7 protein-coding genes are annotated in these 14389 nt (G+C 48.9%); 6 read left to right on the top strand and 1 reads right to left on the bottom strand.

The genetic code is table 11. From position 1 onward, the window contains the following. Window positions 1–139 precede the first annotated feature (139 nt). From GGC63_RS21030 to GGC63_RS21005, 6 genes are all read left to right on the top strand, one after another. On the top strand, window positions 140–1294 hold the full coding sequence (locus GGC63_RS21030) for a glycosyl hydrolase family 8 (RefSeq protein WP_192703970.1): 1155 nt from the start codon (window positions 140–142) through the stop codon (window positions 1292–1294). Then, window positions 1275–2129 carry a GGDEF domain-containing protein gene (locus tag GGC63_RS21025; protein ID WP_192703969.1) on the top strand — a complete coding sequence of 285 codons (855 nt, stop codon included), beginning with the start codon at window positions 1275–1277 and terminating at the stop codon, window positions 2127–2129. Before GGC63_RS21030 ends, GGC63_RS21025 begins: the two co-directional genes overlap by 20 nt. Further along, the gene (locus tag GGC63_RS21020; RefSeq protein WP_192703968.1) at window positions 2095–3885 is read left to right on the top strand and encodes a polysaccharide deacetylase family protein; all 1791 of its coding nucleotides are present in this window, start codon (window positions 2095–2097) and stop codon (window positions 3883–3885) included. Before GGC63_RS21025 ends, GGC63_RS21020 begins: the two co-directional genes overlap by 35 nt. Beyond that, window positions 3878–5155: a glycosyltransferase family 2 protein gene (locus tag GGC63_RS21015; RefSeq protein ID WP_192703967.1), complete on the top strand. Its 1278-nt coding sequence runs from the start codon at window positions 3878–3880 to the stop codon at window positions 5153–5155. The genes GGC63_RS21020 and GGC63_RS21015 overlap by 8 nt, the downstream gene beginning before the upstream one ends. Before the next feature lie 34 nt (window positions 5156–5189). Next, window positions 5190–7439: a cellulose biosynthesis cyclic di-GMP-binding regulatory protein BcsB gene (locus GGC63_RS21010; RefSeq protein ID WP_192703966.1), complete on the top strand. Its 2250-nt coding sequence runs from the start codon at window positions 5190–5192 to the stop codon at window positions 7437–7439. Window positions 7440–7803: 364 nt separating this feature from the next. Next, window positions 7804–12252 carry an S-layer homology domain-containing protein gene (locus GGC63_RS21005; protein ID WP_192703965.1) on the top strand — a complete coding sequence of 1483 codons (4449 nt, stop codon included), beginning with the start codon at window positions 7804–7806 and terminating at the stop codon, window positions 12250–12252. Window positions 12253–12344: 92 nt separating this feature from the next. Here the strand turns inward: GGC63_RS21005 and GGC63_RS21000 are convergent, their stop codons facing one another. Beyond that, the gene (locus tag GGC63_RS21000) at window positions 12345–14357 is read right to left on the bottom strand and encodes a bifunctional diguanylate cyclase/phosphodiesterase (RefSeq protein WP_225948368.1); all 2013 of its coding nucleotides are present in this window, start codon (window positions 14355–14357) and stop codon (window positions 12345–12347) included. Between the last annotated feature and the right edge of the window lie 32 nt (window positions 14358–14389).

Raw genomic sequence — 14389 nt, 5'->3', positions numbered from 1 at the left:
TTTACATGATGTTGTCACAGGATATTAGTTTGTTCCGAGAGGTTGGATATGGTAGAATTAGGTCTTAAAGCCTAAATAAATGATATTATCCATTGAAATATCCTATGATTCGACAATATTTTCATTCAGGAGGCAGGCTGTGTCGTTTTTGAAAAAGAGCCTATGGAGTACTAGTGTTGTTCTGGCTGCAATGGCGGTCTACATGCTTTTACCTATCGATAATAAATATAAGGCGGTTCCGGATGTGAACTCTCAAAGCAATGAAGCTGTGGAACGGGTACGGCTGCTTCCCGGAGAGCAGTTCATTCAATCTCATATGTTGAATGAAAACGGGACGCTGCGGACTTATATGAAGGCCAATGAATCCAAAAATGCACATACGGCCGCTGGGCATGATGCTTTATCCGAGTCCATGGGGTTCTGGCTGCAATATGCATTGGAGAAGGGGGACCTGAAGCTGTTCCGTCAAAACGCAGAGCTTGTTAAGACCACGTTTATGAAGCCGGACGGCTGGATTGCCTGGAAGGTCGGAACTTCGAATACGCCGGCGACAACGAATGCGCTTGTCGATGATTTGCGGATCGCCTACTCGCTGTACAGTGCAGCCGCCAAATGGCAGGATGCCGATTTCAAGACAATGGCCGATACGATTACGAAAAGCGTGACAAGCAAGCAGGTGGTTAACGGCACCTTCCGGGACTTCTATGATTATGAGAAGAAATGGCCAAGCAATGTCATTACGCTGCCTTACCTGGATGCGACGGCTATCACCAGCCTTTACGAGCACAGCAAGATCAGCGAAGACCTGTTCCAGAAGACGAAGTCCTTCATGATCGATTTGCCCGTGCAAAACGGGTTTTATCCGTTCAACTACCATATTGATGAGGAGCGGTTTGAATTCCACGATCAGGTGAACCTGCTGGATCAGCTCTTTGTCGAATATTCCCGTGCCAAGTTTGGACAGAAGGATTCGGAATTCTGGGCATTCCTTAAGGAAGCTTTTGAGAACGATCATGTGCTGTACGGAAAATATGATATAGAGACGAAGCAGCGGGCGGTGGAGTACGAGTCGCCTTCGGTGTACGGGCTAGCTATCTTGTGTGCTATGGAGCATAACGACAGTGCGCTTGCGAAGGATCTGTATTACCGTATGATTCGTTTCCAGACGTTAAATCCGGAGAGCGAATACTATGGAGGCTACATAGATTACCAGAATACGGACACCCATATTTTTGATAACCTTGTTCCCTTGTTAGCAGAAAGGAAGCTTTATAATGCGAGGATTTTACAATAAGCCCAGAACCTTTTTTCTCATGCAGGCCTGCTTCTTTCTGTTCATTATTGCGCTGTGCCTGTATGTAACAGGGTTCAAGCAAATCCCGTGGACGATAATGACGCTATTCGCCAGTGCCCTTATCATTCTGATGACAAGTCTGCTGGGCGGCCTGTTATTCGGGCTCGGTCTTAGTCTGGCGGCGATGTTCGTGCTAGGAAGCGTACTGCTCTGGGACGCGTTCTTCTCTTCAGCCCTTACTTTCTCGATTCAGGAAATTGTTATTTGGATGATCGCCATCGGGGCGGCTTCTATCATAGGAGGCGTTCTCCACAGATGGGCCACTACGGTAACGAACGAGAATAAGGAAATGAACCGTAAATTCGATGAGCTTGTCACGATTGACGAAGCGACAGGGTTCGACAACAAGAAACGGTTCTACTTCGAGCTTGAGGAAGAATTCAGACGATCCATCCGAACGGGGACGCCGTTCACGCTCTTGCTGATCCGCTTCAAATATTTGGCGGAGTACGAACGGCTCTACGGGCAGGAAGAGAAGAAATATTTGATCAAATCGTTATCCGACGTGCTGTGGACGCAGACGCGAATCAGTGACCGCAAGTTCAGGCTGGAGGACGATACGTTCGCTGTTATTTTATTTAATACCGGATCGGAGAAAGTCCATTTCGTTCTGGACAAGATGGAGGAGCAGATGAAATCCCATAAGCTGTCGAACGGGAAGAAAGAAGTAACCATTACCATCTCCTTCGGAACGTCGAGCTTTGATAAGGAATTCAATGATTACTCGGAGTTGATTCAGCTTGCATACGAAGAGCTTGAAGCTTACACGCAATAATCTCATACGCCGATTGATTCCCATTCTGCTGTTAGCTGCGGTGCTATGTCAGATGATCCCCGCTGCCAAAGCCTACGCGGACGCCGGAGTACAGCAGGATTCCAAGGTGCTGCTTATTTATTCGACAGAATCCGGCATGGTTACTGAGTCGGTCCGATTGCTGGACCTGCTGCTGGGGCAGTTCTCCCGAAGCATTGTCATAAAAGAGGACGATGAGGTAACAAGCAGTGATTTGCAGGGCATAACGCATCTGGCTTATTACGGAGGCACCCCAAAGACCCTTTCGCCCGAAATCGTGCGATGGATTACCGAATTTCAAGGCCCGGTCTTGGCCGTCGGGGCTAATGCGGAGCAGCTTCACAGCCGGTTTTCGTTTATGACAGTGGGATCCGACGTGTATATTAACCGGATATCCAAGACAGATGCTTCCACCGGAGAGCCGGTGTATCAGCTACTGGAGACCAACTACCCGATTACCCAAGTAACGTTAAGCCGCGGGAAGGCGCTTTTTAACGGCTTGAGAGGCGATGACGCTTTTCCTTTATTCGTTCAGTATGAAAATAGCGCCTATTATGCTGCGGATAACTTCTATGTGCCCTTTGACCGGTTCTTGAGCCGGGGGCTGACTGATTTATTCGGCAAGCAGCTGATGGAGGACGGGCACACGGCCTACATCCGTCTCGAGGATGTTCACCCCATGTCGGACCCCAAGCTGCTGCAGCAGACCGGGGACTACCTGGCGGATAAAGGAATACCGTTCATGATAGCTCTGATCCCGATCTATACCAACCCGGAAACGATGCAGCAGGTGCATCTATCCGATTCCCCGGCCATCGTAGAGGTGCTCCGTCACCTTCAAGCACGGGGCGCAAGCATTCTGCTTCACGGATATACGCACCAATACAGGGCATCCGAGACGGGGGAAGGCTTTGAGTTCTGGGATGTCATTAACAATACGCCCATCTGGGGTCCTTCGGACCAGGACACGAAGGTGAAAAAAAGATATGAATTTTCCTCCAAAGAAGAATATGACCGCTATATGCAGCAGCTTCAAGCTTTTGAAAAGCAGTATATCGATAACCGAATCGTGAGCGGCATTCAGGAGCTGACGGATCTAGGCTTATATCCGCTAGGATTCGAAGCGCCCCACTATGTGATGAGCCAAACCGGCTACGAGATCGTTTCCCACTATTTCAATTATTTGCTCGGGCAAGTGCAGATCAGCAACAGCAACTGGGAGAACATGGGGGAGTCCCCTTACATGTCGACTCCGTCCTTTCTGCATGGAATGACGCTGCTCCCTGAAACCGTCGGATATTACGACGATACTTCCTTTACGCCGGAAACCGACTTTGACCGGAAAATAGAAGGGATGCAGTTCATTGAAGGCAGCATGATGGGCATGTTCTATCACCCTTATCTGGGCCTGGAGAAGCTGCAGGCGTTCATCTCCCATATGGAACGGGTACCGAATCTGAAGTGGCTGGATTTGAAACAAATGAACGCTTCCGTCCAAGCGCCGAACATTACTATCACAACGGATGCGGAAGGGCAAATTCATTATGTCAATACAGCGCCCCGCTCGGAAGCGAAGCAGGTGGTCAAGACGCTGAAGAAGCTTGGCGGCGTCCAGCTGATTATGTGGGGAGTTGCGTTCCTGGTCGCGGTCATGGTTCTGATGTTCTTCCTTTACACCATCAGCATGAGAATGAATTTGCGCAAACAACTATTCGAGGAGCGAAACATCAGTGGCTAATCTACTGTTCTATATCTCATTGACCGTCATTTGGCTTATGCTGCTCTATCACATGTTTCTCATGCAGGGAGGCTACTTGCATTACCTTCGCTTCCGCAAGCCGATTGCGGAGTGGGAGAAGAAGCAGTATGAATGGCCCAAGGTGAGCGTCTTGATTCCGGCGCATAACGAAGAGGTCGTGATCGAACGGACGATTAAAGCGATGCTGAAGCTGGAATATCCGAAGGATTTGCTTGAAATTATCGTTATTGACGATAATTCGAAGGACCGAACCGGCGAGATTGCCGACAGCTATGCAAGCCGTTACGACCGGCTGAAGGTCGTCCATCTGAGACCTCCCAATATCGGGGGCGGCAAATCAGGGGCTTTGAACCATGGCTTCAAGCATGCGACGGGCGACATTATTGTCGTGTATGACGCGGATAATACGCCGGAGCGCAAAGCCGTCTACTACCTGGTGCTTGCGATGCTTAACGATCCGAAGGCCGGTGCCATCGTCGGCAAGTTCCGTGTCATTAATGCGGCACAGACGCTTCTGACACGCTTTATCAACATCGAAACGATCTGCTTCCAATGGATGGCGCAGGCCGGGCGGTTTTTCTGGTTCGGGGTCGCTACGATTCCGGGCACGAATTTTGCCATAAGGCGCAGCATCATCGAGGAGCTGGGCGGCTGGGACGAGAAGGCCCTGGCGGAGGATACCGAGCTGACGATCCGGGTCTATAATATGGGCTACCATATCCGTTTCTTCCCGGCGGCGATCACTTGGGAGCAGGAGCCGGAGACGTGGAAGGTATGGTGGAAGCAGCGAACGAGATGGGCCCGGGGCAACCAGTATGTCGTTCTCAAGTTTATGTCCAGGCTGTTTACACTGAAACGGAAAAGCATCGTGTTCGACCTGATTTACTTTTTCTTTACGTATTTTCTCTTCTTCTTCGGCGTCATCGTATCGGACGGCTTGTTCGTGGTCAATCTGTTCACGGACCTTCATTTGAATGTAGGCATGGTCTCGATCATTCTATGGATTCTGGCCTACTTCCTGTACATCACGGAAGTGATGATAGCTCTGGGCATTGAGAAAACCGAGCTGAACACAAGGAACTTTTTTATCGTATCTCTCATGTATTTTACGTATTCGCAATTTTGGATCCTTCTCGTGCTTTACGCGCTTTACCTCGAAATGAAGCGGGTCATCTTCAAGCAGGAAACCAAGTGGTATAAAACCGAGCGTTTCCAGCAAAAGAAAAAGCAAGAAGGAGCGGCATCCTGACATCACTATAGAATTGAAAGGTGTTTATATACGAATGAATGCTTATCGCAAGACCGTGTTGTACGGCAGCATCAGTCTTCTGGCTCTTCAGCTCGTTCTGACGCCCTTGGCGCCTTATGCGGAAGCGGCCGATCCGGCGGGAGCCCCCAGAATCACTATATCGTCGTCCTACGTGAACGACGGAGCAGCGGCTGCGTTCAGCTCCAATATTTCTTCCACCAACTCCGGCTATTTGACGCATCTGGCGAACGATAATATTGCCATGACGCGGGTAGACAGCGTACAGCAGCTATATTATACCGTTCCGAGAGCGGATGTAAGCGACGGCAGCTATATCGATCTGGATATCAGCTACTCCGAGCTGCTGCTTCCCGCGACTTCAACCATTACGGTCTCTATCGATGGAAGGCCGCTCAAAAGCATTCCGTTAACGAAGGAGACCAGCTCGCGTCTGACCAGCAGAATTCCGTTGGGCAGCGAAGACGTTACCCCCGGCTTTCATACGATAACGATTGAAAAGCACAGCACCATTTCCAACGATTTGTGCAATGATGAGGAGAACCCCGCGAATTGGTTGAAAATCAACCGGTCCTCGGTAATTTTCCTGAATACGACGACTTCTTACAGGACGACGGATTCGTTGAGCAGCTACCCGTATCCGTTTGTAGAGCCGGGGATTCAGGATGAAATGTACGGAGCCGTTCTGGTTCCGGATCATCCTTCCGCCGATATCATCTCTGCAGCGATGAAGCTGGCGACTTACTTGACGTCCCGGACGTCGACGAAGCGGGCAGCGCCCGTCCTGACGGAGTCCGAATGGCTCAATCAGAACCGATTGCTTCCGGCGGTGGCCTTGGGAGGCACCGATTCGTGGAACGGACCTATCAAGCAAATGCTGTCCGAAAGTCCTGTTCAGGTGAGTAATCAGCAGATGAGTCTCGATACATTCGTCGTTACCAACCAGGCGAATAATGAAAGCCGGCAGGTTCTTCTTGTCTCCGCAGCTGCAGATAAGGTCATTCATGATCAGATTCATGTGTTGACGGAGAAGAACTACGTCGATCAGCTGGCAGGCAATCACTTGTTGATTAACGAACAGCCCAAAGCACCCGATGTATCGAATGCAGCCAAGCCGATCACCTTTGAATCTTTAGGCTTTGCCAATATCAAGCTGGATAAGACAAGCGCCAATTCCGATCGGCTGACGTACTCCATCCCACCCTTCTGGAGCCTGACCGGGGAGAGTCAGCTGCTGCTGAAGGTCAGAGTGTCTCCGCTGCTTCAGAACGAAGTTGTTGATACCTCTGACAAAAACAAAAATGCATCTGCACCGGCCGATACTGCAGGATTGACGGTAGTGATTAACGACATTCCCAAAACGTTCTCCTTCTCGGATATCGTCAAAGCCAAGAAAGAGGATGACAGCTATCTTCTTCCCATACCGCTCGCTCCGTATTTGAAGGGAAATAACAGCAATACATTGAATATGTCGTTCACGGCCCACTTGAATGAGGCACATAACGTGTGTGGACCCAAGACCGATAACGGCAAATGGATCTTTATAGATAAGAGCAGCTCGCTTCAGCTGCCTCATGAGGTTCAGAAGGAAACAACCTTCAAGCATTGGCCGTCCCCGTTTGTGGGGGATCAAGGTCTGGATCATACCGTATTTTTGCTGCCTAAGGATCCCGATGGGGTTCTGCTAAGCCAATTAGCGGCTATGATTCGGGATATGACGAGCGGTTCGTCCGCGTCGTCTACTGTTGAGATCGCACAGGACCAGCAGCCTGATCTGGAGCAAAAGCTCAAAGGAAACAACGTCATTCTCGTTGGCAATCCGGATTCCTTCCAAGCTCTTCAAAGCTATAAGGACCAGCTCTTGATGAGCCCGGGCAACAGCCAGTTCGCTGCAGTCACCTCCAATATTATTAATGAAACGACGGAGTATGCAGCCTGGATTCAAGCTTCCCCTTGGGATAAAGACCGCGTCTTGGCGGTATTCCAGGCCGGGGCAAGCAATAAGCAGGTGAAGGATACGTTTATCCATGCCAATATGCTGAAGTTTTTAAATAACGAGCAGAAGTCCAGTCAGGTCGTTGTCATGAGCAAGTCCAATGAGGTGTTATCACTCGACCTCAAGGGGCTGCAGGAAGCCAAGCCTGCATCGAACCCTGCAAGCTCTCCCGGTTCTAACCGTACCTTGTTATGGATGGCTGCTGCGGTCGGCGTAGTGTTCATCGTGGGTCTTATTTTCTTTATTCGTCTGCTTCGCCGTCCTAAATAATCTAATTCAAAAACCCGATACCGGCTTGATGCCGATCGGGTTTTTTGCATTATAAAAATGTATGAATTCCGGGATTCCCCACATAGTACCTGAATCGGCATTGGATCCAAGGCCCCACGTTATGGGATAATTTTGTCGCTTTTTTTTGAAAATTAAGGATAAATGGACCATAAATCTATAGGAAAAGTCGAACGATGGCGATTTTTGTTCAGATTTTGTTTAGTTCCTGCTTGTATAATTTGAAACGATGAACGTGAGCTTTTCATATTTGTTTTAGAAGGGAGGGAAGGAGTAGAACGATTGGGACATGGTTTATAAAGGGTAGGGTTCTAGACACGAGGGAATATGAAAAAGGAGTAAAAAAATGAAGCGACAGAAAGCCAAATGGATGTCATGGGTCCTCATGCTATGCATGATGGTCACCATGATGCAGCCGCTCACTTTGAAGGCCAATGCGGCCACGAGTGATACGAAGTGGGTAACGTATAAAAACGATGATTTCAAGAGTGGAAAACAGTTAGATCTCTTTTCACGAAATGGAAGAGCTAATGTCTTTCAAGATGTAATGCGTTTAACTGGAAATGAAGGCACTGTATTTGGCAGTATGTTCAACAAAAAGATGATTACTTCAACAAATAAATACTCCTTCAGCACGTTCTTTAAATTCCGGTTAAATGCCAATAAGGCAAGCTCCAACCCGGGTGACGGGATTACTTTTGCTCTTCAGGCTCAATCCAACAATGCAGGGGCTACTGGTGAAGGCATAGGCTATGGCGGAATTAAACCCAGCTTTGCAGTAAAATATGATACCTATAATAACAGCAATTTAGGTGATCCTTCTGCCAACTATATCGGCTTAGCTGTTAATGGCGACGTTAACAACAAGGCTGGCTGGTATACCAATGGCACAGACTTAAGCAAAAAATTCGGTATTAATCTTTCAGACGGAAATGATTATTTTACTTGGATTGATTACGATGGCAACACTCAAAATGTAAAGGTCTACATCAGTAAAACGGAAACACGGCCGAAAGAGCCCGTACTAGATGCTAAGGGTGTAGATCTGGAAACGATTTTCACAGGCAAACCAGGCGTTTATGCAGGCTTTACAGCTTCAACAGGCGGGGCTACAGAAACTCATGATATCCTGTCCTGGTATTTTGTAAACGATTTGGATCCTATTGATACGACCGTGTACACGTACAGACAAGCTCCAACGGAAGTAAAATTGGATGCAGTACCGACGGGAGAACCCGGAAAATATCGACTTACTGCAACGATGTATGATTATGAGGGTGGAGACCCTGTTCCAGGTGCTCCGGTTACCTTTAAAACCTCTCAAGGAAACGTGCCTGTACAATCAGATAGTAATGGACAAGCCAGTATCGTGGTGGATTTCGGAAAGAATTCCCCTAGCGATATTACGGCTATTGCTGTAGGGGGAGCCTATGCTCAAATTCCTTCCGCTCCGAATTTGTCAGCAGGTGATACGATTCAAACCTCTAACACGTTGACATGGAGTACGGTAAGCGCAGCTACCTACTACAATGTATATAAAGATGGCGTTCTGCTTAAAACGAATGTTACGGACGCTACTTATAATGCAGCTGGGTTGGCACCAGGAGAATTTGCGATTTTTACCGTTACCGCTGTAACAAAAGATGCGAATCAATATATTGAGTCGCTTCCTTCCAACAGCATAACGCTTCCTAATCTATTGCTGACTATTGATAGCACAGGCTATACGCTGCCAGTAGGCTCCACACATCAAACGGTAGTCTCTTCCGTTTATGTTTTTACTAATGAAACACAAACGGTTGAGGTAACGAATAAATCGAACCTTACTTCGAGTAATACTACTGTCGCAACAGTAGGACCGGATGGTCTGGTTACAGCGATCGGAGCTGGAACTACGGTTATCGAAGCCGTATATAACGGAAAGACAGTTAAAGCAAACGTTACAGTACCTATTGCTGCACCGACTGGAGTTGCTACCAAGGACGTAACCTCCACCGAAGCAACGATTGTATGGAATGCGGTCCCAGGAGCGCAAACCTACAACATCTACGATAACGGCAAATTAATTGCATCCGGCATCACGAATACTCAGTATAAAGTAATCGGATTGACGCCTGGATCAGAGCATAAATTTACCGTGAGTGCGGTTAGCAATGGCATCGAATCCAAGAAATCCGGTGAAGCGGGCACAACTACCGCGACATTGCGTGATCTGCTCGTGGATCCGGCAAATGCTATTCTTGTTACAGGAGCAACTCAACAAACCAAAGCAAGCGCAGTGTACTTTGATGAGAGCGTTAAGGATGTAACGAAGCAAGCATCGTACAGCTCCTCGAATCCGGCTGTTGCTACAGTGGATGCTAATGGCTTGATTACAGCTAAAGCTCCAGGAACAACAACAATTACGGTAACGTTCGACGGTTATACGACAACTCAAACGATTGTGGTACAAGATCAGGCTCCTGCATTCAACCTGACCTTCAGCACTTCGCCTGAGACTGTTGTAGCCGACGGCAACACCAAGGTAACCTTGAACGCCAAAGCAACTTCTCCGAACGGTGAGCCTGTTGCTGGAGTACCAGTTACATTCCATTTTGGCAATGGCTCTACTGGCGATATTACAGTAATGACGAATGATCAAGGTATAGCTTCCGCGGAATATACGGTGCCGGCTCTGCAAGGCATTATCCCAGTTAGCGAAGTTATTACCGCAACGGCAACCGACGCGAAGTCCGGATTGTCTCAACAGCAAAGCGTTAATATGACGTATATGCCTGCTGCCGTAATCGGGTTCGTTATGGACCAAGTGACAGGTAAGCCTGCTGCCGGAGCAACCGTTGCAGTAACAGCTGATTTTGACGGCGACGGCGTTATCGATTTTAACTCGACAGTAACGACAGGACCGGACGGTTCTTATGTCATCCCTGTTCCTCGTGGTGACTTCACGTACACGATGAATATCGAGACACCGGTGCAAATCGGCAACCGAACCGTCACTCTGAAGCAAACACAAACAGCAGTTGTAGGTCCATTAAGCGGTGTTGGCCAAAAGGTTGACTCTGCAAACAAAATCAGCGGTGTATTGTTCGTCGCGTCTTCCGGATCGAATTCGCAGCCGACCGTAGGCAGCCTGTTCGGAAACGGAAATGTAAGCGTGCTGGTAGAAGGCTTGAACGGCAATTCCTTTAAGACTACACTTCCGCTAAATGCAGAAGGTAATTTCGAATTGGCCGACATACCACAAGGCGAATATAAAATTACGTACCAAATTAAAGCACCGAACGGAACATTATTAGCCGGACCATCGACAACGGTGAAAGTAAACAAAAACGGGGAATTGGGCGTTGTCTATTCCTTGATCGACCCATTCGGTGTGGTTACCGATGCGTACACCGGACAAATTCTTGAAGGTGTTACTACGAAGCTGTACTGGGCGGATACAGAGCTGAACACGCGACTAGGCCGTACAGCACATACCGAAGTCAGCTTGCCGGAGCTGCCAGATTTTGCACCGAATAAAAACCATAACCCGCAAATAACGGATGCATTCGGACAGTATGCCTGGATGGTTTATCCGGATGGAGATTACTACATTGTTGCTTCCAAACCGGGTTATATCAATTACAGCACATTGGATGCCAAACCGAACGTAGAGGCAGCTAATGGCTCAACCAGCTATATCAAAGACGGCATCATCCATGTAGGACAAGATGTCATTGGATTGGATTTCGCTATGCGCAGAATTCCTTCTTCGGATCGCCGTAGCTCCGGAGGCGGCGGCTCCAGCTACGTGCCACCGGTTACACAGCCATCCTTAAACCTGACGGTTGATAAAAACATGGTCAAGGAAGGCGAACAATCTACGGTTACTATCGACTATAAGAACCCTACTACTTCTTCGATGAACGGCGTAATCACCTTTAACATCCCTAAAGGGGCGGAAGTGGTGAGCGCTGGCGGCGGTACGGTTAACGGTGACAAGATCACATGGAACATCTCCGATTTGCCTGCCGGACAAGACGGAAGCTTCAAGGTAGTATTGAAATGGGGTCTTCTGACAGCGGCTGACGCAGAGTTCGACCTTTCCGGCCAATTTGCAGTGAACGGAACAACGGATGTAAAAGCTGATTCCGCAGTGAAGGTGAAAGTATTCTCCGACCGTTTCGGTGATCTTAAGCACCAACGTTATATTCTCGGTTACCCAGATGGCAAATTCCATCCGGACAACACGCTGACACGCGCAGAGCTGGCAGCTATCGTTGCGAGATTAACGGAAAATGTGAACGTGAATGACGCTTTGGCTTATAACGATGTTCAAGAGAGCCACTGGGCGGCTAACTACATCAAGATTGCTACGAAGCATGGTTACTTCAGCGGCTTTGAAGACGGAAGCTTCCGTCCGGAAGCTCAGGTGTCCCGCGGAGAGCTGGCGTCCGTTATGGCTCGCTTCCTGAAATTAAGTGTTGCCTCGCCGACGGAGTATCACTTCCAGGATACGGAAGGCCACTGGGCTGCTAATGCAATTGAGCAATTGTACCGCGGTAAATTCCTTGCAGGCTATCAAGACGGTTCGTTCAAACCGAACGACAGCATTCGCAGGGTTGAAGCGGTAACGATGATTAACCGTATGCTGTACCGCGGTCCTCTCCAAGGTACCGAGGTCGTATTCCCGGATGTTCCGGAAAGCCATTGGGGCTTTGGTGACGTGCAGGAAGCAACGATTTCCCACGAATCCACCCGCAATCAGAACGGAAGCGAAGCTTGGAAGAGCAAGCTTGCAGATGATGTGCAATAAAGAAACAACAAGAAACCGGTCATGCGCTGCATGGCCGGTTTTTTGGGCTTTTATTCATTTTATGACGTTAACTATATAGGAGGAATGGTCTGCTAATAGTCGGGGGATTCCTTCGATTTCAGCCATGCTTCCATCTCATCACGTGCCATCGGCTTGCTGTAATAATAGCCCTGCATCACTTTGCAGCCTAATTGCTGAAGCAGCTCCAGGTGCTCCTTGTTCTCGACACCTTCGGCGATGACGTCCAATTGCAGGCTCTCGGCCATCAATACGATGGCATGAATAATAGCTCGCTTGCTTGGATTATGCAGGTCCAAGGTGAACAGCCGGTCCAGCTTCAGGGCATCGATAGGGATTTGATCCAGCAGCCCGATAGACGAGTAGCCTGTTCCGAAGTCATCCATGGATACTTTGACGCCGAGTGCGCGGATCGAGCTAAGCTGTCGTACAATGTCCTTGACATCGTAGAGAACCATGGACTCTGTAATCTCCAGCTCGAGCAAGGTGGGGGAGATGCCGGTTTTGGATAATACGGATTGTACGATGTCCAGCAAGCTGTCGCTCTTAAACAATCGTATGGATAGGTTGACGGAGAGCGGCTGGCGGAGCCCTTTTTGCTGAAGTCTCATGCATTGCTCGCAGGCCTCCTCCAGTACCCATCGCGTCAAAGGGATGATCAACCCGGTCTCCTCGGCGATAGGGATGAACTCTGTCGGAGCAATGACACCGAGCCGCGGATGGTTCCAGCGAAGCAGCGCTTCAAAGCCATAGGGCCGATTCGTCATCACATTCCATTTGGGCTGATATTCAACGAAAAATTGCTGATGATCCAAAGCTCTGCGCAGATCCTTCTCCAGCTCCATTCGGCGCAAGGCGGCCGTTCCTGCTTCCTCGCTGTAGACAAAATATTGATTTTTGCCGAGGCCCTTGGCCTTGTACATGGCCGTATCGGCTTTTTTCAATAAAACTGAGCGGTCCGTTGGTTCGATACAACCGATGCTGATCCCTACGCTTGCCGTAATGTACAGCTCGTTGTTTTCGAGATAGTAAGGCTGCTTGATCTTGTGCAAAATCTGATCGGCGAGCCGCTCGCACAGCTCTTGCTGACAGTCGCGGATAATAATGAGAAATTCGTCTCCCCCCATTCGGAACACCTGCTGTGTGCTCGTAATGAAAGGCCGCAGCCGGTTTCCCATTTCCTTAATGAGCATATCTCCAATGTGATGACCTAGCGTATCGTTGATGACCTTGAACTGATCCAGATCGAGAAACAAGACCCCCAGGGAATCCTCATCCCGGTACGTATCGAAGAAACGGTTCATTTCATTACGGTTGGGCAATCCGGTAATCGCATCGGTGTAAGCCAGCTTCTCCAGCACATGGCGGTCAAAAAGCACGGCCCCCCAGGAGATCGTTAAAATGATAAGGACGGTAAAAGTGACTCCTGCGAGCAGCAGAGGGTCCATCATATTCAGATCTTCAGCGACGAATGCCGGATGGGAAACATTCCGGAATACGGCCGCCTTCATCCCTGTATAATGCATGCCGCAAACAGCGAACCCCATGATCAGGGCGGACAGCCACTTAATCGATCGGGAAGCCGGCAGATTTCGGGAACGAAGCAGCAGTACCAAGGCGATATAAGATCCCGCCATAGCGACCAAAGCGGACAAGATCCAATAGAATTGGTCGTATTCCAGCTGAAGCGGCATTTGCATGGCCGCCATTCCGGTATAATGCATACAAATGATACCGCTTCCCATAAAAAAACCGCCTACGGCGATCTTGTTCCTGCTCCTATTTTTAGGTATGGTAGTATAGAAGGCAATTAATGAGGCCGCGATGCTGGATGCCATGGATACAAGAGTCCACAGAGCGTCGTAATGGACGGGAACGTGAAGGTGAAACGACAGCATTCCGACAAAATGCATGGACCAAATACCGCTGCCCATCACAAAGGAGCCTGCAAATAACCAGAAATGATGGACAGTTCCTTTGGACAGCGAGATTTTGGATGCAATATTTAAAGCCGCATACGAGGTCAGTATCGCAATGATAACGGAGAGCGATGCGATATAATAATTGTAGGATCCTTCGATGGGCATAGTGAACCACTCCTTATGCGCGATAGAGGCCT

Origin of the sequence: Paenibacillus sp. OAS669, from assembly GCF_014873645.1 — a bacterium.
In the GTDB taxonomy this organism is placed as follows: Bacteria; Bacillota; Bacilli; order Paenibacillales; family NBRC-103111; genus Paenibacillus_S; species Paenibacillus_S vulneris.
Note: the sequence above shows the minus strand (reverse complement) of the source record. Positions and strands in the feature narration are given on the sequence as shown.